This is a genomic window from Kitasatospora sp. NBC_00240 (assembly GCF_026342405.1).
GTDB lineage: Bacteria > Actinomycetota > Actinomycetes > Streptomycetales > Streptomycetaceae > Kitasatospora.
Genome location: NZ_JAPEMU010000001.1, coordinates 7,117,820 through 7,138,465 on the forward strand (window position 1 = coordinate 7,117,820; position 20,646 = coordinate 7,138,465).

The 20,646-nt window shown below is 76.3% G+C and carries 17 protein-coding genes; 1 reads left to right on the plus strand and 16 read right to left on the minus strand.

Going from position 1 to position 20,646, the window contains the following annotated elements:
- Positions 1-94 precede the first annotated feature (94 nt).
- Positions 95-1,735 (plus strand): peptidoglycan-binding protein, encoded by a 1,641-nt coding sequence (locus tag OG689_RS30475; RefSeq protein ID WP_266324064.1) that lies wholly within the window; start codon positions 95-97, stop codon positions 1,733-1,735.
- A gap of 142 nt (positions 1,736-1,877) precedes the next feature.
- Here the strand turns inward: OG689_RS30475 and OG689_RS30480 are convergent, their stop codons facing one another.
- The 16 genes from OG689_RS30480 to OG689_RS30555 all read right to left on the minus strand — a co-directional run bounded on the left by OG689_RS30480 (position 1,878) and on the right by OG689_RS30555 (position 20,413).
- Positions 1,878-2,480 carry a phage tail protein gene (locus OG689_RS30480; RefSeq protein WP_266324065.1) on the minus strand — a complete coding sequence of 201 codons (603 nt, stop codon included), beginning with the start codon at positions 2,478-2,480 and terminating at the stop codon, positions 1,878-1,880.
- Positions 2,481-2,494: 14 nt separating this feature from the next.
- The gene (locus OG689_RS30485) at positions 2,495-4,444 is read right to left on the minus strand and encodes a putative baseplate assembly protein (protein WP_266324066.1); all 1,950 of its coding nucleotides are present in this window, start codon (positions 4,442-4,444) and stop codon (positions 2,495-2,497) included.
- A complete protein-coding gene (locus tag OG689_RS30490; RefSeq protein WP_266324067.1) occupies positions 4,444-4,887 on the minus strand; it encodes a GPW/gp25 family protein in 444 nt (147 codons plus the stop codon). Before OG689_RS30490 ends, OG689_RS30485 begins: the two co-directional genes overlap by 1 nt.
- 1 nt (position 4,888) lies before the next feature.
- Positions 4,889-5,308, minus strand: a complete 420-nt coding sequence (locus OG689_RS30495; protein ID WP_266324068.1) for a PAAR domain-containing protein — start codon at positions 5,306-5,308, stop codon at positions 4,889-4,891.
- Positions 5,309-5,320: 12 nt separating this feature from the next.
- A complete protein-coding gene (locus OG689_RS30500; protein ID WP_266324069.1) occupies positions 5,321-7,096 on the minus strand; it encodes a VgrG-related protein in 1,776 nt (591 codons plus the stop codon).
- Between the two features lie 6 nt (positions 7,097-7,102).
- Positions 7,103-7,807 carry a LysM peptidoglycan-binding domain-containing protein gene (locus OG689_RS30505; protein ID WP_266324070.1) on the minus strand — a complete coding sequence of 235 codons (705 nt, stop codon included), beginning with the start codon at positions 7,805-7,807 and terminating at the stop codon, positions 7,103-7,105.
- Between the two features lie 87 nt (positions 7,808-7,894).
- The gene (locus tag OG689_RS30510) at positions 7,895-8,323 is read right to left on the minus strand and encodes a phage tail protein (RefSeq protein ID WP_266324071.1); all 429 of its coding nucleotides are present in this window, start codon (positions 8,321-8,323) and stop codon (positions 7,895-7,897) included.
- Positions 8,324-8,472: 149 nt separating this feature from the next.
- A complete protein-coding gene (locus tag OG689_RS30515; RefSeq protein WP_266324072.1) occupies positions 8,473-9,048 on the minus strand; it encodes a hypothetical protein in 576 nt (191 codons plus the stop codon).
- 3,018 nt (positions 9,049-12,066) lie between these two features.
- Positions 12,067-12,222 (minus strand): DUF6760 family protein, encoded by a 156-nt coding sequence (locus OG689_RS30520; RefSeq protein ID WP_266324073.1) that lies wholly within the window; start codon positions 12,220-12,222, stop codon positions 12,067-12,069.
- Positions 12,219-12,698 carry a hypothetical protein gene (locus tag OG689_RS30525; RefSeq protein ID WP_266324074.1) on the minus strand — a complete coding sequence of 160 codons (480 nt, stop codon included), beginning with the start codon at positions 12,696-12,698 and terminating at the stop codon, positions 12,219-12,221. The genes OG689_RS30520 and OG689_RS30525 overlap by 4 nt, the downstream gene beginning before the upstream one ends.
- A gap of 11 nt (positions 12,699-12,709) precedes the next feature.
- Positions 12,710-13,156 (minus strand): phage tail protein, encoded by a 447-nt coding sequence (locus OG689_RS30530; protein WP_266324075.1) that lies wholly within the window; start codon positions 13,154-13,156, stop codon positions 12,710-12,712.
- A gap of 92 nt (positions 13,157-13,248) precedes the next feature.
- The gene (locus tag OG689_RS30535) at positions 13,249-14,826 is read right to left on the minus strand and encodes a phage tail sheath subtilisin-like domain-containing protein (RefSeq protein WP_266324076.1); all 1,578 of its coding nucleotides are present in this window, start codon (positions 14,824-14,826) and stop codon (positions 13,249-13,251) included.
- 302 nt (positions 14,827-15,128) lie between these two features.
- The gene (locus OG689_RS30540) at positions 15,129-17,309 is read right to left on the minus strand and encodes an ATP-binding protein (RefSeq protein ID WP_266324077.1); all 2,181 of its coding nucleotides are present in this window, start codon (positions 17,307-17,309) and stop codon (positions 15,129-15,131) included.
- Positions 17,306-18,025 carry a DUF4255 domain-containing protein gene (locus OG689_RS30545; protein WP_266324078.1) on the minus strand — a complete coding sequence of 240 codons (720 nt, stop codon included), beginning with the start codon at positions 18,023-18,025 and terminating at the stop codon, positions 17,306-17,308. The genes OG689_RS30540 and OG689_RS30545 overlap by 4 nt, the downstream gene beginning before the upstream one ends.
- Positions 18,022-19,308 carry a zinc ribbon domain-containing protein gene (locus OG689_RS30550; RefSeq protein WP_266324079.1) on the minus strand — a complete coding sequence of 429 codons (1,287 nt, stop codon included), beginning with the start codon at positions 19,306-19,308 and terminating at the stop codon, positions 18,022-18,024. Before OG689_RS30550 ends, OG689_RS30545 begins: the two co-directional genes overlap by 4 nt.
- 382 nt (positions 19,309-19,690) lie before the next feature.
- Positions 19,691-20,413, minus strand: coding sequence for a GntR family transcriptional regulator (locus OG689_RS30555; protein ID WP_266324080.1), 723 nt, complete (start codon positions 20,411-20,413; stop codon positions 19,691-19,693).
- Positions 20,414-20,646 lie beyond the last annotated feature (233 nt).

A 20,646-nucleotide genomic window follows, 5' to 3' on the forward strand; every position in this document is an offset into this window, starting at 1 on the left:
CCCCGCCCGTTGCCCGCAAGGGCAGCCGGCGCTGCCCCCGGGACGGCCCCGGTGACCGCTGACAGACCGTCCGGGCGCTGCCTAGAGTCCGGCGGTGAGCATCTGGACTTCCCTAGAACCCGCATCGGCCACCGTGGACGCGGGCGGCACCACCACCGTCACCCTGCGGGTCCGCAACACCGGTGACGTCGTCGAGGAGTACCGCGTCGCCCCGCTGGGCGGCCCGGCGCTGTGGCTGCGGATCGAACCGGCCGCGCTGACGCTCTACCCGGGCACCACCGGCACGGTGGAGCTGGTCTTCGCCCCGCCGCGCTCCCCGGAGGCCGCCGCCGGGCCGCACCCGTACGCCCTGCAGGTCACCCCGGCCGAGCAGCGCTCGGCCACCACGGTGGTCGAAGGTGTCGTCTCGGTCGCCCCGTTCACCGAACTGCACGCCGAACTGGTGCCTCCGGTCTGCCGGGGCCGGTTCCGGGGCCGGCTCCAACTGGCCGTGGACAACCTGGGGAACACCCCGGTCACCGCCGTGCTGGCCGGCCGGGACACCGGCGACCAGCTCGACTTCGACCTGCACCCGTCCTCGGTGCAGATCGCCCCCGGGCGGGCCGTGTTCAGCAAGGTCACGGTGAAACCGCGGCGGATCCGCTGGAGCGGCGGCAGCGAGACCCTGCCGGTCACCCTGGCCGTCCAGCGGGTCGGCGCCGAGCCGCTGACCCTGGACGGCAGCTACCTCGGCCGGGCCGTGCTGCCCGGCTGGGCGGCCGGGCTGCTCGGCGTTCTCGCGGCGGCGCTGCTCGGCTGCCTGGCGCTCTGGCTGACCGCCAGCCCCTCGGTGGCGAGCCGCGCGAAGCCCGCCGCCTCGCCGGCGGCCCAGCCGGCCGGGGCCGCCGCACCGATCGCCCCCGAGCCCGTCCCGCTCGCGCCCGAGCCCAGCGCGCCGGCCCCGGCGGTGCCCGGTGCGCCGGACCCGCTCCCGGGCCAGCCCGCTGGCGGCGGCGGTACGGGCAGCTCCTCCGGTGGCGGCGCCGGGGGCTCCGGCTCCGGTGGCGGCGGTGGCGGTACGGCCTCCGGTGGTGGCGGCGGGGCCGCGCCGGCGCCGGCCGTGCCGCCTGCCCCGGCCCGGGCCGCGCTGCCGATCAAGGCGGGCGACAAGACGCCCAACCTCTTCGTGTTCTTCGCCCAGGAGCGGCTGAAGCGCCTGGACGCCACCAACGACTGCCGGCTGACCAAGCCCGTCACGGCGGGTCAGATGGACGCGGCGACGGTGGAGAAGATCGCCTGCTTCCAGAAGGCCACCGACGACCACAAGCGGACCCCGCCGGGCACCCTGCTCGCGACCGACAAGTCCGGCAACCTCGGCCGCGCGACCATGTCCGCGCTGTGGATGTGGGACGTCATCGGCGACGGCTCCAAGGTCGGCCCGGGCAAGACCACCTGGGAGGTCTTCGCCACCAGGGCCGCCCTGCGCTGGGCCGACCAGAGTGAGCTGAGCGCCGCCGACCTGGCCGCCGACGAGGACAACGTCCGCAAGCTGCTGACCAGTTGGAACAGCAAGACGGCCCTGCCGACGGCCTCGTACGACGATGCCAAGCTGGCGACCGCGATCCCGAAGTACCAGAGCGACCAGCCGGCGGCGGCGGGCAGCGCGAGCACCGCCCTGCTCGCGCTGATCTCCGGCTGGGTGAAGGACCAGGCCGCGCCCGGTGTGGTGCAGCCGACCAGCTGGCCGAAGCCGTAACGGCCGGGGGTGCCGGCGGCGGGTCCGTCGCCGGCGCCCCACCGGGCAGCGCGGAACGGCAGCCAGGACGCAGCGCGGAGCGGCAGCACGACAGCGGCGGCCGGGGGCGGAGGAGCCCCCGGCCGCCGCTGTCGTGCCGGGCCTACTGCACCGCCTCCACCCGGTACCCCACATGGGCCGGGCGGTGCTCCTCCACCAGTGCCCCGACCCGGCGCACCAGCGCGGTCGGGTCGCCCTCGTCCGCCGGGACGGCCACCCGCACCAGCAGCGACTGCCGCGGCGAGCCCGGCAACGGCCCGTTCGGGGTCGCCGACCAGTGCGCCCCGCCGTTGTCCGTGACCTTCGCGTCGACGTCCGACAACCGCAGGTGCGCGGTCAGCCCGGCCAGGGTGCCGCGCAGCCGATGCACCCGGACCGCCTCGCCCACCGTGAGCCGCAGCCGCTCGACCGGCTGCCCGGCCGCGGTGTCGGCGGCGACCCAGCCGGCCAGCCAGGCCAGGAAGTCCGGCGGCGCCAAGCGCGGGTCCCAGTAGGCGTCCAGGCAGTCCAGCACGGCGAAGACCGGTGCCAGCACGTCGTCGAAGGCCGCCACGAAGCGCCCGCCGAACTCCCCGTCCGCGTACACCTCCGGCAGCCGGGCGGCGAACGGCCGGGGCGAGGCCAGGCCGTCCACGGCGTACCGCGCGCCGTCCCCGCCGGGCCGCTGCGGCCCGGTGTTCCCCCTCACCGCACCGTTTCCGCTCACGGCTCCGATCCCGCTCACAGCTCCTCCACCCGGACCTGGTGCTGGTACGAGAACACCAGCGCGTTGCGGTCCAGGTCGACCCGGTCGCCCGGTGCGCCCCGCTCGCCCGTCAACGGGTTCGCCGGGAACAGCTTCACGTCGTCCACGAGTTCCACCCCCGGCAGGCGCTGGAGCACCGCGTACGCCTCGCCGGCCTGGACCGGGCGGCCGAACGGCCAGCCCGTGCCGTCGGCGCCGCCGGTCAGCGGGTTGAGGTAGCGGTGGAGCGCGTCCAGGGCCCGTTCGCGGACCTGGCCGGTCGCGGTGCCGCGTCGGGCCATCAACCGGGCGACCACCGTGACGCCCTGGTAGAACGGCGGCTCGACCACCAGCCGGGCGCCGATCGGACGGCGTTCGTCCAGGTACCGGGCGATGCCCGCCAGCATGTCGTCCGGCGGCACCATCTGCTCGAAGCGCAGCCGGTCGCCGCTGTCCGCGACGGCCGCCGGCACCACCAGCACCCGCACCCCGCCCTCCTCCGCGCCGCGGCCCGCCGGCAGCGCCAGGATCCTGGCCGCCGAGGGCGCCGCCCGCCGGGCCAGCAGTTCGTAGTCGGCCGCGGTCACCGCACGGTCCTGGGTCCGCAGGTGGAGCGGCCCGCGCTCCATCGCACCCTGCACCGTCTCGCCGTCCACCCCGCCGGACGCCGCCTCCCGGTTCTCCACCCGGGCCACGTACGGCACCGAGCTGCGCACCACCGACAGCGCCCCGCGTGCCACGTTGCCCTGCCGGCCGCCGCCGGTGCGGTAGCGCGCCACCCGGATCCTGGCCCCCTTGGGCGGCACCGCGCCGTACTGGCGCAGCGAGCCGTCGGGCTCCCGCACGGCCGGGCCGAAGGCCACCTCGCCGCTCGTGCGGTCGACGGTGAAGCAGCGGTCCCGCGGTCCGCGGTCGGCGAAGGTCTCCACCTCCCGCCAGTCGCGCCAGCCGTCCTCGGCGGACACCTCGACGGTCAGCGGCCCGTCGCCGCCCAGCATCGGCGGGTGCGCCACGGTGAAGCGCTGACCCGGTGTGCCCTCCGAGTCGCCGACGAACTCCCCGTCCACACTCTGCGCGTTGACCGCCCGCACGGTGCCGCCGACGGTGGCGGCGGTGACCGCCCGGACGGTCGGCGAGGCGGCGTAGAACGGCTGCCCGGGCCTGGCCGGCACCGTGCGGCAGCGCAGCCAGCCGGCCCGCTGGCCGGCCACCGTGGCCAGCGCGTGCCCGCCCGGCACGTGCAGCACCACCTCGCCGGGCCGGTTCAGCCCGCCCGTCCCGTCGCTGTCCACCTCGCACGGCAGCCAGCCGTCCCCGTCGTAGGCCTCCCAGACCAGCGGGGGCTGGCGCGGGTCCACGCCCACGCCCTCGACCCGACTGTCCAGCCGCAGCAGCACCGCGCAGTGCGGCACCGCCGCCGACAGACCCACCAGCAACTGGTCACCGACCTGCGGGACTTCGGCGAAGCAGCCGACGTCCTGACCGGCCTGCAGCTCCTCCGTCCGGTCGATCGGGCGGCCGTCCGCCGGCCGGGTCAGCAGGAAGCCGAACTCGCACGGGTTGATCGCGAGCTCGTCCGTGGTGGCGAAGACGATCCGGTCCTCGTGGCCGCTGCTGAGGGTGGACACCTCGGTGCCGGCCCGCAGTCGCAGCTGGACCGGTTGCGGCGCGGACAGCCAGAAAGTCACCTCGGCCCGGGCGGCCGCCGCCGGGAACAGCTGCACCCCGACCAGGTCCAGGAAGGCCAGGTAGCTCTTCTCCGGCACCCGGTTGAGCCGGTACAGCAGCTGGTCGGTCATGTGGGCGAAGGCCTCGACCAGCGTCACCCCGGGATCGGAGACGTTGTGGTCCGACCACTCCGGGCAGCGCTGCTGGATGAACCGTTTCGCCTCGTCCACCAGCTGCTGGAACCGGCGGTCGTCGAGATTGGGGGAGGGCAGGGCCATCAGCGGGAACTCTCCTGAACAGACTGCGCGCCGCCGGCGGGCGACGGCTCGTGCGCGGGAATCACGTAGAACGGGAAGACCAGGCTGCGCGGGTTGTTGGTGCCCCGCACGGTGTAGCGGATCTCGATCCAGAGGGTGCCGCGGTCGGAGGAGTCCAGCGCCACCTCCACCTGGTCCACCAGGATCCGCGGCTCCCAGCGGTCCAGCGCCCGGCGCACCTCGTAGGAGATCCGCCCGGCGGTGTCGGCGTCCGCCGTCGCGAAGACGTAGGCGTGGATGCCGCAGCCGAACTCCGGCCGCATCGGCCGCTCGCCCGGCGCCGTCCCCAGCACCAGCCGGATCGACTCGCTGATCTCCTTGTCCCGGTCGACCAGCGCGATCGACCCGGTGGCGTCGGTCCGCAGCGGGAAGGCCCAGCCCGACCCGACGAACTGCTCGGGCATCTCAGCGCCCCCCGACGAACACGGTCGGCGCGCCGCTGCTCACCGACGCCTGGCAGCTCAGCCGGTCACCCTTGCGGGCCGCCGGGAACCCGCCGATCAGCACCCGGCCGGCCGTCGGCGGCGGCGGGGGCACGGCCGGCAGCGCCAGGTTGGTCAGGGTCAGCGTCATCGGCATGTGCAGGGTGCAGGTGTGCACCGTCCCCACCACGGCCGCCGGCTGCCCGCCGATCCGCACCGAGGTGATGCCCAGCAGCGGCCCCGGGTCCACCGGCAGCGCGGGCAGGGCCTGCCCGCCGGGCGGCCCCACGGTGCCGGTCGGGACCCCGGGCACCACGGGGGTGTACGTGTGGCTGGTGGTGTCTCCCAGCCTCGCCGCCTGCGGCATCCGGTCCTCGGTTCTCTCGCTCTGACCGGCCGTCACAACGGCCTGTCCTCAGTTCAGATGGATCGTCGCGGCCTTGACCGTGACGTCGGTGGTGCCCCGCACCGAGACGCTGCGCCCGGTGAGCTTCAGCTCCCCGGCGCCGGCGTCCAGGGTGATCCCCTCGCCCCGCACGGTGACCTGCTTGCCGGCCGTCACCGTCACCGTCCCGTCGCTGTGCACGGTGATCTCGGTCCGCTGCCGGTCCAGGTGGACGGTCAGCCGGTCGTCGCCGCTGCGCAGCCGTACGCCCTGCTCGGCGTACGCGCTGTCCAGCAGCTCCAGGCGGTCCCCGCTGCGCGAGGCCAGCGAACGCCGGTTGACCCGCCCGAGGCCGTCGGTCAGCGGGGTGGCGTCGGGGGAGGGCAGGTCGGCGCCGTTGTACAGGCCGCCGAGCACGTAGGGGCGGTCCAGCAGCCCCTGCTCGAAGGCGACCAGCACCTCGTCGCCGATCTCCGGGCAGACCAGCCCGCCGCCGCGCACCCCGCCCAGCTGCACCGTCCGGGCCCAGTCGCTGACGTACGCCTCGCCGCCGCCCGAACTGTCCGACAGCCATGGGAACTTCAGCTTCACCCAGGCCTGCTTCTCCTGGCCCCGGTAGCCGGAGAGCGGGGTCTCGCCGGGCTTCATGATGTCGACCACCACGCCGGTGGCCACCGACGGGATCCGGGCCGGGCGGGCCGCCGCCGAGGCGCCCGAGGTGAGCCCGTACCAGCTGCGGTCCTGGCGGCCGCTGACCGTCAGCCGGGTCTCGTAGCCGAGGCCGCGCAGGTCCGCGTGCAGGGCCGCCGTGATCGTGTACTTGCCGTCGAAGGGCGCGCCCGCCGAGCTCAGTGTGACCGGCACGCCCACCCGCAGGTGCGGATTGCCGCGCACGGTGATCTCCAGCTCGCCGAGCGCGGCCGCGGTGTCGGCCGCCAGCGCGGTGGACACCGCCGTCGCCTCGGCCGCCGTCCGGTACGGGACGTCCGCCACCAGCAGCCGGGCCGGCGGGAAGGCGGCCACCGCCTGCTGCGGGGTCAGGCCCAGCTGCAGTTCCGTGCTGGGGGTCACGGGCGTGTCCGCGACCACCGCCACCTTGCGGGCGACGTCCCAGCCGCGCACCTCCACCGTGGACACCTGCCCGACCGAGGACACCGCCGCCCGGACGGCCAGCACGTTACGGCCGAGCTCCAGCACGTACGGGCTCTGCTCCGGCCGGGTGGCGAGCCCCGGCGCCGAGGTGGCCGGCACCGGGTCGCGGAAGTGCAGCAGGCCGTCCGCGACCACCAGTTCGCGGCCGTTCTCCACCGCCAGTGTGCGCAGGAACTCCCAGTCCGAGACGTTCGGCTGGGTCAGGTACTCGTACACCGTCCGGGTCGCGTCCACCGTGCCGAGCGGCACGCCCGCCGCCGAGGCCAGCTGGGCGGCCACCTCGGACGCGGTGCTGTTGCGGTAGCCGGCGATCCGCCGGCCCCGCTGCAGCCGGTGCGACACGTCCAGCGCCCGCACCGTGGTGAAGCTGCCCGCCCCGTCGAACTCCGCCTCCAGCGAGACCACTTCACCGGTGAACAGCGGCAGCAGCGCGGTCTCGTCCCCGGGCTTCACCTGCACGGTGAACTTCCCGCCGACCGTGATGCCGGTCTGCGCCAGCAGGTCGCGGCCGGGATCGAGGAACCGCACCACGGCGACCGCCGGCAGCCCCCCGCTCTCCTGGACCTGCACCTCCGTCGGCATCCCCGGCCACGGCGCCGGCAGCGGCCCGGGGCAGCCGATCACGAACGCGTTGGTGTTCGCACCCAGCGACATCGCCCGCTACCCCGCCCTCGACTCGGCGGCCGCCGGCACCAGCAGCTCCGCGCCCGGCCGCAGCCGCATCGGGTCGTCGATGCCGTTGGCCTCCGCGATCCGCCGCCACGCCGTCGCGTCGCCGTACTCCTGGTACGCCAGCAGCTCCAGGCTGTCGCCCGCCACCAGGCGGTGCACCCGCCGCGCGTTCAGCGCCCCCGAGGTCGGGTTCTGCCCCGGCGTCGGCTCCCCGGACTCCGTCACCTGCACCTGGCAGGTGGCCCGCAGCGGCCGCCCGCTCGGGTCGAACAGCGAGTACGTCGCGCTCACATTCCCCAGGTACCCGAAGAACTTCACGCTCTCGAAGGACCCCCAGGCGAACATCACCCGGGGCGCGCTCGGCGCCTTCGCGGCGATGCTCGCCGGTGTCGGGGCGCACCAACCCAGCAGCGTCTCCACCGACTTGGCCACACTGTCGTCCCGGGTCGCGGTCGCGTCCAGGAACAGCTCCACCGTCAACTGCCGTGGCTGGGCTCCCATGAACTCCGGCACGCCGGTCTCCTCGCCGCCCCGGATCAGGTTCTGCCGCCACTGCGCGCCCTTGCTCAGCGACAGGGTGTTCGGATTGAACTGGAACCTGATCTCCGGACCGAGCCGGCCCCCCGGCGGGGCCCCCGGCTTGGGCGGCGGCTCGTACGCGGTGAGCGTCGCCTTCGAAGGGGTGGTCTGCATCGGCTGCTTCTCCTGGGTCCGCTGCTGGTGGTCGCTGCTGGTCTCTGGTGGCTCGTCACCCGGTGGGGGCCGGGGCCGGCGGGCCGGTCAGAGGAAGCCGTGATGGGCCAGTTCGATGCTCTCGGTGGCGACCTCGGACCGGGACGGATCGAAGCTCGGGCCCGTCCAGCGGACCACGATCACCTCCCGCAGGGCCCAGCTGGCCAGCACCGGCCCGGCCGTCAACTGCGGTGTCAACGCGGTGATCTGCGCACTGCCCCGGGTCACCTGGGTCGGCAGTGTGGCCAGGAACCGGGAGACCTTCGCCGTGTCGGGGGTGAGCCCCCGGGAGAGCGTCACATTCGGGTACGTGATCCTGGTCGGCAGCTGCCAGACGAAGGAGTTGTTGCCGCCCTCGGCACGCTGCTCGACCTCCACCTGGGCGCCGAGCCCGCTGCACGTCGAGAAGTCGCCCAGGTCGATCCCGCTGATCTGCAGCTGGAAATGGACGCTGGTACCGGGGTAGGGGAGGGTCACGGTCGGGATCTTCCTGTCAGCGGTGACGACGTACGGGTGCGCCCGGGGCGGGCCGGGGCGGGCGGAGGCGGTCGGGGGTGGTCGGGGGTGGGGTCGGGGCGGGAGGGCGTCGGACGACGGCGGAGCCCCCGGCCGAGCGGGCGGACCGGTCACCGTCCGCCGTCCAGCAGCCGGCCGCCACGCTCGCGGCCCAGCCGCAGCTCCGACCGGAACAACCGCCCCAGCGGTTCGGCGAGCCGGCGCGCCAGGTCGTCCAGGTGGCGGCGCTCCAGCGACTCCAGCAGCAGCGCCGGGTCCGGCAGCGGTGTCCGGTCCGGCAGCGGCGCCGTGGACAGGGCCTGGCCGGCCGCCACCTGGGTGGCCGGCCCGGGGCCGGGCGGGCCCACCTCGCCGCCGGCGAGTGCGTCCGTGGGGGCGACCGGCGCGCCGAAGAGACCCACCGTGGTCGAACCCCCTGCCGGCCGGCCCCCGGTGGCCCGGGGCGGTTCCGGCGCGGCTGCGGGCACCGGGTCCGGGCGCCGCTGCACGACCACCGGACCGACGGCGGCCGGTGGTGCTCCGGCCGCCCGGCGCTGCACGGCCGGGCCCGCCGGTGCTGTTGTCGCCGCGACGGGCGCGACGGGCGAGGCGGGTGCGGCGGGTGCGGCGGGTGTGGCGGGTGTGGCGGGTGCGGCGAGGAGCGGGGTCAGGGCCGTCGCCGGTGCCGGGCCGATCCCGGTCGGCACGACGAGGGGCGTGCTGAGGCCGGGGCCTCCCACCGCGCCGGTGGGGGTCGCCGAACGCGGGACCGGCGGCCCGCCGGACCAGCCGCCCCGCTGCGGAGCCGCTGCCGGCAGGACGGGGTGCCCGGTGCCCGCCGCCGACTTCGGCGGAGCCGGCTGAACCGGCACGGGGAGCGCGCCGGGGGCGGTGGGCGCCGCAGGGCCCGCCGAGCGCTGGACCGTCGGGTCGGCGGCGTACGGGGCCGCCGCCAGGGTGGCGGGCGCGGCGGGCCGGAGCGGCGCCGCGGCGGGCGCCGGCTCACCGGTGCCCGGAGCACGCCGATCGGCCCGTTGGACCGGCGGCGTGCCGTGGGCGGACGGGGGGACGAGAGGCGTGCCGGCCGACTGCGCCCCGCGTTCGGGGCGAGCCTCAGCTCCACGGCGCAGCCGCTGGACCAGGCGTCGTCCGCCGCCTCCGGCGGAGGCCGGGGCCGTGTCGGTGCGGGCGCCGGTGCCGGTGCGCCCACCCGTGGTGGAACCGGGGGCCGGCCGGCCCGCCGCGGTGGATGTCGCGGAACGGCCCGGCGGCTGAGCCGCGTCGGCCGGGCTGCCCGTGCCCCCGGTGCCGACCGGGGTGCCTGCGCCGACCGGGGTGCCGGACGGGCCCGTCGGCCCGGACGGCCGCTCCGCGGCGGTCGCCCGACGCTGGACGAGGCGCGAGATCCCGCGGGTGCCGCCGGGTCGACCGCCCTGCGCCGGCCCGGCCGGGGGAGTGACGGCGGTGGACCGGTCCGGGCGCGATGCGCAGGCGCCGGGGCCGCCGGGCGCGCTGCCGGGCGGCGGGTTGCCGCCGGACCGCGAGCGCTGGACGGGAGGGACGGCGGCAGCGGCACCTGCTCCGGTGATGCCGGCCGGGGCGGGACTCCCGTCCGCAGGCCCGGCAGGCGAAGCGCCCGGTCCAGCCCATCCACCCGACTCGCCGGACCCACCCGACTCGCCGGACCCGCCCGACTCACCGGACCCGCCCGTCGGCCGGACCCACCGGAGCGGTACGACGGCGGGGCCGGTCGGCGCGATGCTCGCGCCGGACACCGGCTCACCGGTGAGCAGCGAGGTCAGCGGACGGTCCGCCAGCAACTGCACCACCGGGGCCGGCGCCGCGGCCCGAGCGGCCCCGCCCGGAGCCCCACCGGCGCCGGCAGCCGTGGTCGTCCCCCCGGGTGCCCCGGGGAGCCCGGCCGAGGCGGAGCGGGGTGCGGACGTGGACGTGGAGGCGGGGGTGGAGGCGGACACCGGTGCCGCGCCGCGAGCCGCGGGCGCGGTGGCGTGGCCGCTCGCGTCCGGCGTCCGGGCACCCTCGGCCTTCCGCTGGACCAGCGGGCGGTCGGGGCCGCCGTGGGAGCCGTCCGCGCCGGCCGCCGGGCGCGCCGCACCGATGGCTCCGGCGGCACCGGCGTTCGGCCGATCGGCGGCGGTCGCCTGCGCCGGCGGGAGGATCCGGGCAGGTTGCGGGTCGGGGCTCGGTGCCGCCGGTCGGACCGAACGCTGTACGGGCGGCACCCCCTGGTCGCCGCCGGCCCGGTCCGGACCGATGGGCAGGACGGAGGTGCCCGCCGGAGCGGCGGACGCACCCGCCGGGGCGTCCGCCGCCGGCAGCGCGGTGGGCGGCAGTGTGGTGAGCGGTTCGCCGAGCCCGGCCCGTCGGCCGGCACTGCGACGGACCGGCCCGATCGGGGCGACGGGCCCGACCGGAGTGCCGGGGATGACCGGCCCGCCGGACCGGACCGGGTCGGAGGTCGCAGCGGTGTCGCCGGGACCGGCTGTCGGCGCCGGCCCCGGCGAGGACTCCGAACCGGGCCCGCCGAGCGTGCTGCGGACGGGGTCCGCGGGCCCCCGGGGGATGGGGCCCGCGGAGTTCGGGAGGGCAGGCCCGGCCGCCGCCTTCGGCAGGGCCCTGAGCCGGCGCGGCTGGACCGGCACCTGGTGCGCCACGGACAGCGAGCGGCCGGCCGCCGCAGGCCGGCCCGCCGCGGCCCGGCCCACACCGGGGCCACCGGTGGCGGGTCCACCGGCATGCGGCATACCGGCACCGGCCTGCCCGGCCGCACTGACGGCCGCCCGCTGCACCGCGAGCCGGGGCAGCGGCATCGCCGGACGCGGCTGCGCCGGCGACGGCCCTGCCGGTGCGACCTTCGGGACTACCGGCTGGACGAGCTGCCGGCCAGGCTGCGGGACGGGCCTGCCGGCCGCCCGGTCGCTCCCTGTCGCCCCCGCCGGGGCGGAGGCCGCAGCGTGGGCCGGCGCGGACGGTACGGACGATGCGGACGGACCCGAAGGCCCGGACGATCCCGCCCGACTCGACCGCTGCACCAGCGGCCCGGCGCCCGCCGTCGGCACGTCGGCCGCCCGCTGCGCACCGGGACCGCCGGCACCGGGACTGCCCGTACCGCGACCACCCGCACCGGTACCGCCCGCCGGCCCCCGTCCCGCCGACACGGTCGGGGCCGTCGGGGCCGTCGGGGCTGTCGGGGCCCACGACTCCGTACCGGTCCCGGGCGGGCCGTCCGTCGGGTGCTCGGCCGGGTCCGGCTCCTCCGGGTGGACCAGCGGCAGCGCGGCGTCCGTGGCCCGCTGGACGGCCCGGCCGGGGACGGGTCGCAGCAGGCCGTGCAGCACGCCGGAAGGTGCCTGCGGGCTGACCAGATGGCCCAGGCGGCCGTGGAACAGGGGATTCTGGCGGGTGGCGAGCCGTCCCTCGAAGGCGGTCGGGTCGCTGATCAGGGCGGGTGCCGCCGATGCCCGCTGCACGGCGGGGAGCCGGCGCCAGGCGCCGTGGGCCCGCTGCCCGCCGCCGACCCCGTCCGCGGGGCCCGGACCCGCGGAGTCCGTACCGGCCGGGCCGGAGCCCGCGGAGCCCGTACCCCCGGGGCCCGCAACCGCCGTACTCTCCGGGCCGGACGACGCCGGTGAGGGCGTGGCAGCCGCCGGCTCGCCCGTCGGGCGACGTCGCCCCAGCCGGTCCCGCAGTGCCACGATCCCTCACTACCCTTCGTTGATAAGTGCGTTGATCCGGGCGATCTCCTGCACCCAGCGGATCCGGTCCGGATGGGTCAGGTCGAGCAGCCGGTCCTGCTCCCAGTGGAAGTGGTAGGCGATGTACGCGATCTCCTCGTACAGGCGGTCGGTCGCGTACGTCACGATTCCCCCAGGCGCCCCCCGGCGAGGTCGACCTCGAAGGGGGACTCGCAGGACGGGCAGGTGACCGCCGCGCGGGTGTGCCCCTCCGCGTTGATCCGCCGGTAGAAGTCCTGCAGGAAGGCCAGGTCGGAGGCGAACAGCTCCTCCACCACCTGGCCGCCCGGGGTGACGAGGCTGCCGATCCGGGTGATCACCGAGCCGAGCAGGACGACCGTGAGGTACGCCGGGTTGTTCTTCACCCGCAGGTCGATCAGCGGCATCAGTTCGTCCCGGGCGGTGGCCAGGCGCATCGCCCCGGTGCGGTGCAGCACGCCGTTGCGGTCCAGGTACCCCCGCGGCAGCTCGAACTCGAACTCCGTCCGGAACCGCTCCGGCGGCGCCGCCGGAGCCGGGCGGGCCGGCGCCGGAGCGCCGAACCCCTCCTGCTCGGGCTCGGAGAACTCGTCCTCGTCCGGGCGGACCGGGGCCCCGGCCACGGACCGGCGCCTCACAGGAGTACGACGTCTTCGAAGACGACGGTGACCTTCTCCACGGCGGCCTGGGACTCACCGGCCTTGAGGTTCGGCCCCTCCCACTTCTTCACCCAGGCGTTCTTCAGGTTGATGGTGCGCACCGGCTTGTTCTCGGTGTCCTTGACGATGATCGACAGGGACTGCCGCGCCGCGTTGACGTTGCCCTTGATGAAGGACTCGTCCAGCCACTTGGTGAACTCGTCGCTCGCGCCGAGACCGCGGCTGATCGTCACCTCGCCGCCCTTGCGGGCACCGGCGAGCTTGCGGACCACCAGCTGGCCGGTCTTGGTCACCTCGAAGTGGTCGATGGCGTCCAGCTCGAAGGAGAGCCCGCTGACCTCCTGGACCGTCTCGACCTCGTACGCGCCCAGCTGCACGGTGAAGATGTGGGTCGCGATCGCCATGCCGGCTGTGTCGGCCATGTGCGGATACCGCCTCTCTGCTCATTCGGTTCGGATCGTTCCCCGGGCCGCGGCGCCGTGCTCGGGCGACGCGGCCCCGGGGGAGGGGGGTACTACTCGTTGACGAGGCTGGTGCTGTCGGAGAACTGCGCCAGCCGGAAGACCACGAACTCGGCGGGCTTCACCGGGCAGATGCCGATCTCGCAGACGACCTGCCCGAGGTCCACCGACTCCGGCGGGTTGGTCTCGGCGTCGCACTTCACGTAGAACGCCTGCGCGGCGGTCGCCCCGAACAGCGCCCCGCGCCGCCACTCCTCCAGCAGGAAGGCCGAGATGTCGCGCCGGATGCTGATCCACAGCAGCTCGTCGTTCGGCTCGAAGACGGTCCACTGGGTGCCCAGCAGGATCGACTCCTCCAGGTAGTTGAAGAGCCGCCGCACGTTGATGTAGCGCCAGGCCGGGTCCGAGGCGAGGGTACGGGCGCCCCAGACCCGGATGCCGCGCCCGGGGAAGGCCCGGATGCAGTTCACGCCGATCGGGTTGAGCAGGTCCTGCTCACCCTTGGTGACGTTGGTCTGCAGGTCGATCGCCCCGCGCACCACCTCGTTGGCCGGCGCCTTGTGCACGCCGCGCTCGGCGTCGTTGCGGGCCCAGACGCCCAGCATGTGGCCGCTCGGCGGCACGTACCGGTTCTGGCCGCTCGCCGGGTCGAAGACCTTGATCCACGGGTAGTACAGCGCCGCGTACTTGGAGTCGTAGCCGGCGCCCTCCTGCCGCCACTCGCGGACCTGGCGCGGGGTCAGGTCGGGCAGCGGGTCCAGCACGGCGACCCGGTCGCCCATCAGTTCGCAGTGCGTGATCATCGCCAGCTGGACGGCCTTGACGCCCTCGGCGTCGATCTGGCCCTGCTGGTGCGCGGCCATCAGGTCCGGCACCGCCAGCATGGTGATCTCGTCGATCGCCTCCAGGCCCGCGAAGCCCGTCCGGGCCTCCGCGTCGCCCACGTACTCGGCGACCGAGATCCCCGCCGGGACGACCTCGGCCGGGCCGGCCGGCACCGCGAGGGTCAGCGTCTGCTTCTGCGGGCGGGTCAGCGCGCCGCTCGCGCTCGCCGCCTCCTCCACCATGACCAGCGCGGAACGCTCCCGCACCTGTGTCACCACGTAGTTGCGGGCGCTCTTCTTCGCCGACACGTCGAAGGTCTCGACCGGCTTGCCGGCCTGCGCCACCACCAGCTTGAAGCGGTCCTCGGCCGGCGCCTCGCCGTCCGCGTCGGTGACCTCGACGGTGATCTCACCCTCGACACCGGCCCGGGCGGCGATCCTGAACGAGCCCAAGGCCACCGGCTCCCCGGTCGGCAGCTCCTTCGCGGCGCCCCGCCCGCCCTTGGCCAGCGAAGCCCGGGCCGCGCCGCCCTCGGCCGCGCCCTCGGCCCCGACCCGCACCACGTACGCGATGCCGCCGCCGTTCGCGAAGTACCCGTACACCGAGTGCGCCAGGTACGAACCCTCGACGAAGCCGCCGAACAGCTGGACGTACTGGCTCCAGGTCGTCACCAGGCTCGGGGTGTGGAACGGGCCCTTCTCGGCGAACCCGACGAAGGCGGCCACGGAGGTCCCGACCCCCTCGATCGGACGGGGCCCGCTGTGGACCTCCTCCACGTACACCCCGGGCGACAGGTACTGCGGCATGCTCGGTACTCCTTCGACGGTGGCTCTGGTCCACCACGAAGCCTGTCCTGTCCCGGGCCCCGGGTGAACGGCTGTCCGTCACCCGTCGGGGGCAGCGTGAGCTGCCCGATCGGGCAGCTGGCCGGCGCCTACGGCAAGGTCGGCGCGGGGCCGGCCGGCGCCCCGGGGCCCCGGGCAAGGCACGGGAACGGGCCTGCCGCCCACCGTCACGCCCGCTCCGCACGGGCCGGCCGGATCCCGTCCCGGGCCGGGACGTCCGCCCGCCGCCGTCACGCACGAGCCGGCCGCCCGGCCGCCCGCCGTCACGCCCACCTCCCGAACTCGTGCGGCAGGACCAGCCGGCCGAGCTTGCGGTACTCCCGCCGGACGGCCGCCACCAGGTCCGTCATCGCCACCGGCCGCCCCGCCTCCGCCGCCAGGTAGGCGGCCGTCACCGCGCAGGCCCGGATCGAACCCCCGGCCAGCTCGAACCGGGCGCAGAAGGCCAGGTCGATGTCGTCGGCGCGCGGGATGTCCGGGCCCAGGCAGCGGTCCCACAAGGCCCGGCGCTGCTCCGTGTCGGGGACGGGGAAGTCGACGATGACGTCCAGGCGGCGGGTGAACGCCTCGTCCAGGTTGGCCCGCAGGTTGGTGGTGAGGACGGCGATGCCGTCGAAGGACTCCATCCGCTGCAGCAGGTAGGCGCTCTCCATGTTGGCGTAGCGGTCGTGGGCGTCCTTCACCTCCGAGCGCTTGCCGAAGATCGCGTCGGCCTCGTCGAACAGCAGGATCCCGTTGACACCGGCCGCCTCGGTGAAGATCCGCTCCAGGTTCTTCTCGGTCTCGCCGACGAACTTGTCCACCACCGTGGAGAGGTCCACCACGTAGAGGTCCAGGCCGAGATCGGCCGCGACCACCTCCGCCGACATGGTCTTGCCCGTCCCCGAGTCGCCCGCGAACAGGGCCATCACCCCGCGCCCGCGCCCGCCGCCCGGCCGCATCCGCCACCGGCCCAGCACCTGGTCGCGGTGCCGGGCCCGGAGCGCCAGCTCGCCCAGCTCCCGGCCGGTGGCCTCCGGCAGCACCAGGTCCGCCCAGCCCACCGCCGGCTCCACCCGGCGGGCGAGGCGCTCCAGGCCCGCCGCGTTCTGGCTCCGGACCCCCGCCCGCAGGTGCCGCAGGGCGACCGGCGCGCCGCCGGGGGAGTCCTGGCCGGGGCCGTCCGCGTCGCCGTCGCCCAGCAGGGCCTGCCGGCGGGCGGCGGCGGCCGCCCGCCGCACCTGGTCCGGGGTGAGCAGGTAGGGCGCCAGGGCATGGGCGAGGTCCAGCTCCGGGTCGACGGGGGCGCCGTCCAGGGCCGCCTCGAACAGCTCCGCGCGCTCCGCGGGGGTGAACTGTCCGGCCGTCATCAGCAGCGGGCTGTCGTCGGCCCGGAGCGGATCCCAGGCGCCGGTGCCGGTCAGCAGGACCGGTACCGGCAGTCGGGCCAGCTCCCGCAGCAGCCGTGCCTGCTCAGGGCGGCCGTCGCCCTCCAGGGCCTCCACCGGCCCCGCCACCAACCCGCCGTCCAGCAGCCGGACTTCACGGGACAGCGCCGGGAGCACCGCCTCCGGGTGCGGCTCGGCGGCCAGCGCGGTCAGATCGAGGCAGAGCGCGGCCCGGCCGGCCCCGGCCAGCGCCGCCACCGCCAGCGCGGACGCCGAACCGCCCGGCCGCTCCCGCAGGTAGGCCAGCCGCACACCGGCGGCCAGCGCCGCGGCGAGCCGCCCGGCACCCGCCACCTCCGCGACGTGGACCGGCCTGAGCAGCCCCCGCAGCGCCGGATCGGCGGCGCCGTCCCCCAGCAGATGCGCGGTCACCCGGTCCGGCACCCGCAACGACCTTCCGAGGAAGGGCCGTTCGCCCTCCTCCACCAGCAGCAGGCCGCCGGCCAGCAGCGGCGAGCCGGGAGCCAGCCGGGCCCGCGCGGCGGCGTCCAGCGGCGGGACCCCCAGCAGTTCGAAAGCCAGCGCGGCGCACGCCCGCCGCCGGGTCACGTCGTCGTTCAGGTAGCCGTAGAGCTGCTCGAACCGGGCATCGGCGTCCGGCAACAGCGTGATCAGCAGCAACTCCACGTCCATCGCCGACAGGCCGAAACTCCGCACCAGGGCGCGCAGGGGCAGGACGGCGCCGCAGGCCTCCGCCTCGTCCGCCCAGGCCTCGGCCTCGGCCCCCGCGGACTCCCCCTCCGCAGGGGCCCACGCCGACGACTCCTCCGGCCGCTCCTCCGGAGCCAGCTCCTCCGACCCCCGCTGCTCCGGCCCCCGCTCGGCGGGCTCCGCCGCACCCCCGTCCGGGTGCCTGCGAGCCAGCAGCCGCTCCGCCGCCTCCGGCGAGAGGTACATCCCCCGGAAGGAGTCGTCCGGCTGCGGATCACCGTCCCGCCGGGCCGCCACCGCCCGCCGCACCCGCCGCTCCACCAGCGCCAGCCTGCGGACCAGGTACGTAGTCCCGGGGCCGCTCACCGCGCGATCCCCCCGGGCTTCGCCGCCCGCGCGCCCGCCCCCCGGGCGCGGCGGGCGCCCATCGGCTCCGCCGACCGCGCCGGCGCCGACGGCTCGTCCTCGAAACGCGGCCGACGTACCTCCCGCGCCGCCCCCTCCCCGCCGCCGGCGTCGGTGATGCCCAGCAGCAGGGCGTCCGTCACCAGAGCCGCCGGCAGCCTGCGGGCACCGGCGATCGGGGCCGTCACCACCAGGTCCAGCGAGGGCTTCAACTCCCCGCCCAGGGCCGACCACACATCCGCCAACCCCCGGCTGCCGGCCGGCGGCGCCGCCACCGTGTACGGCAGCGGGAGCCCCAGCTGCGCGAGCGCCCCGGACAGCCGCTCCGGCTCCAGCGCCGGCCGCCCGATCAGGCCCGACAGCAGCACCGACAACAGCCGGTGCTCGTCCTGCGGCCGCTTCGTCCAGGCCGTCACCAGGTACGACAGCGCGAACCACCGGGGTGGCTCGTGCTCCGCCAACAACTCGCCGCGCGAAGCGCCGAGTTCACGTCTGCGGCCGTGCTCCCGCCGGGACGGGTCCTCCTTGATGTCGTACAGGAAGACGTTCACCGTCGGACCGTTGCGCCGCGCCGCCCACTCCCGGGTCGGCGCGTCGAACAGCACCTCCACACCCGTCGTCCCCAGGATCTCCGCCCCCAGCAGGGCCGACAGCGCCTCGTCCACCTCGTGGATCACGACGAACCGGACGTCTTGCGGCCGAAGAACTCGACCTCCGCGACCGCCACCTGCTTGCCCGCCGCCACCCCGAACGCGCTGCGCAGCACCAGCCGCACCTTGGTCACCCGGCCCGCCCGCAGCTTCACCCGCTGCGCGCCGTCGCCGGTCAGCTCGACCTGCCGGGTCACCGTCCGGCCGTCCACATCGGTGATCAGCAGCTCCAGCTGGCGCGGCCGGGCCTGCGCCAGCTGCTGCGCGGCGTCGGCGGACGCGCCCGGGGTGATCACCAGGTCGAGCAGCCGCACCGGCCGGCCGAAGCCGGCCTCCAGCCACTCACCGGCACTGTCGCCCTCGATGCCGGTGCCCCACCAGGAGTTGGAGATCTTGTCGATGGTGAGTTCGGGTCCGTGTCCCTCGTACGACCTTGACGCGGTCACCGCCACAGGATCGATCGGCACCCGCTTCGCGAAATGATCGTTCACCGCGTCCACCGCCGGCCCGGCCCAGATCAGCCCGGCCACCAGCACCAGCACCACCAGGCCGGCCAGCAGGGCGAGCCGGGCCGTCCGCCCGAACCCCCGCCGCAGTCGCGGCCGTTGGCCCGCCCACGGGGCCTCGCCGCCGTCGCCGCCGAACAGTCGCCGCCACCAGGGGAGCGGCGCCGCGCCGGCCTCGTCACGGGTGGCGAACTGGGCGCCGCAGCGGCGGCAGAAGTGCCGTTCCGGCGGGTTGGAGGTGGCGCACCACGGGCAGGTGGCGCCGTCGAACTCGGGCTCCTCGGCGGTGCCGCGGACCCTCGGCCGGGCCTCCTCGGGCCGGCCGGGCAGCACCGGGGCCACCGCCGGGTCGGCGGGCGGCGCGGCCGGCGCCTCGGCGACCGGGACGAGCAGCGCACGGGCCCGCTCGGTCGCCGGCGCCGGCGCGGGTACCCGGGCCGCGGCGTCGACGGGGACCGGCGGCAACTCGGTGGTCTCCGCCTCCCGTTCCGGCGCGCCGACCGCGGGGCCTCCCGTCGCCGTCGCGGACGGTGCGGCGGCGGCCGGTGCGGGGGAGGTGGTCGCGCCGGTCGTGCCCGCTGCGGCGGGAGCGGTGGCGGTCACCAGGGAGGCGGCCGGGGCCTCGGCCTCCGCCGACGGGGCGGCCGGGGCGTTCGCCGGCCGCCCGCCCGCGGGTGCGGGCTGCGCCGTCCAGCTCAGGAACGCCCCGCAGTCCTCGCAGAACGTGCGGTCGGACGAGGCCTCGGCGCCGCAATCCGCGCAGGTGCCTCGGGCCGGACGGGCGGGGGTCTCGCTTGCACTCACCGGGGTGGATCCTCTCCGGCGCGGCTGGAGCCGCTGCCGGGCCACAGCATCCCCGCCCCGGCCGGCGCCCACCAGGGACGTTCGGCCGTCATCGGGGGCGGCCCGCACTGCCCCTTCGGGCAGGTCCGCCGTGCTCCGCGGGGGTGCGGAGGCACGTCCCGGGGCCCGGCGACGGTGGCGGCGGCATCCGAGGGGCCGCGCCAGGACGGCCCGGACCCCTTCGCGCCAGGAAGGCCCGGACCCCTTCGCGCCAGGAAGGCCCGGACCCCTTCGCGCCAGGAAGGCCCGGACCCCTTCGCGCCAGGAAGGCCCGGACCTCATTACGGGTACCCGGCCGACGTCCGATCGGGCCGGAGGCCGGCCGGGCCCCGGGGCGGAGGGTTCAGAGCGAGGCCCGGGGCCGCTCCCGGTACGCGGTGACCAGCTCCCGCTCGGCGCTGTCCAGGCATCCGGTCAGGGCCTCGGCGGCTCCCGCGCCGTCGCCCGCCTCCAGCAGCGCCAGGATCCGCCGGTTCTCCTCCCGGCAGCGCTGGTGGAAGCTCCGCAGGTCGGGCACCACGTGGAAGACCAGACGCAGTTCGGCGAGCACCCGGTCCATCAGCTCGTCCACCCGGGGGCTGCCCGCCAGGGCGGTGAGGGCCCGGTGGAAGTGCAGGTCGGCGGTGCCCAGCCCGAACCAGTCCTGCCGGGCGCCGGCCGCGTCCGCCTCGGCCAGCGCGGCGGCCACCCGGTCCAGGCCCGCCGGGCGGCCCCGCAGCTCGCGGACGGCGGCCGGCTCCACCAGCTTGCGCACCCGGTACAGGTCCTCGACGTCCTCGACGCCGAGGACCCGGACGAAGACCCCGCGATTGAGCCGGTGCAGCAGCAGGCGCTCGTGGGTGAGCAGGCGGAACGCCTCGCGCAGGGTGTTGCGGGAGATCGCCAGCTCCGCGCAGATCCTCTCCTCCGACAGCCGGACACCCGGAGGCAGCCGGGCCTCGGCGATCCAGGAGCGGAGGACGGCGGCCACCCGCTCGGGGATGCTGGTGCGCTCCAGCACGACCTGGTCGAGGGGACGGGCGCTCGCCCCGTCGGTGCCCGGGGCGGTGGTCGTGCCGCTGGTCACGGTGGTCTCCCGTTGTCGAGGTGTCGGGCAGCAATCATGTCGCAGTGCCGCCGCGCAGCAGGGGATCGGCGGCCGGTCCGTCCCGCCGAGGGTCGGTCGGACGGACGATCCGGCAGGCGATCGCCTGCTCGTCGAAGAGTCCGAGGCGCGCCGGGAGACCCTCGGGGCCGCCCGGGCCGGCACGCCCGGCGAGGCCCCGGGCGTCCGGCGGACGCGCCCGACCGGGCAGCCCC

Excerpts from the sequence above, each read along its gene's own strand:
- OG689_RS30485 (WP_266324066.1), bottom strand. The coding sequence starts at position 4,444 with ATGGCCCTGCCCTCCCCCAATCTCGACGACCGCCGGTTCCAGCAGCTG.
- OG689_RS30535 (WP_266324076.1), bottom strand. The coding sequence starts at position 14,826 with ATGCCGCAGTACCTGTCGCCCGGGGTGTACGTGGAGGAGGTCCACAGC.
- OG689_RS30500 (WP_266324069.1), bottom strand. The coding sequence starts at position 7,096 with ATGTCGCTGGGTGCGAACACCAACGCGTTCGTGATCGGCTGCCCCGGG.
- OG689_RS30490 (WP_266324067.1), bottom strand. The coding sequence starts at position 4,887 with ATGCCCGAGCAGTTCGTCGGGTCGGGCTGGGCCTTCCCGCTGCGGACC.
- OG689_RS30505 (WP_266324070.1), bottom strand. The coding sequence starts at position 7,807 with ATGCAGACCACCCCTTCGAAGGCGACGCTCACCGCGTACGAGCCGCCG.
- OG689_RS30530 (WP_266324075.1), bottom strand. The coding sequence starts at position 13,156 with ATGGCCGACACAGCCGGCATGGCGATCGCGACCCACATCTTCACCGTG.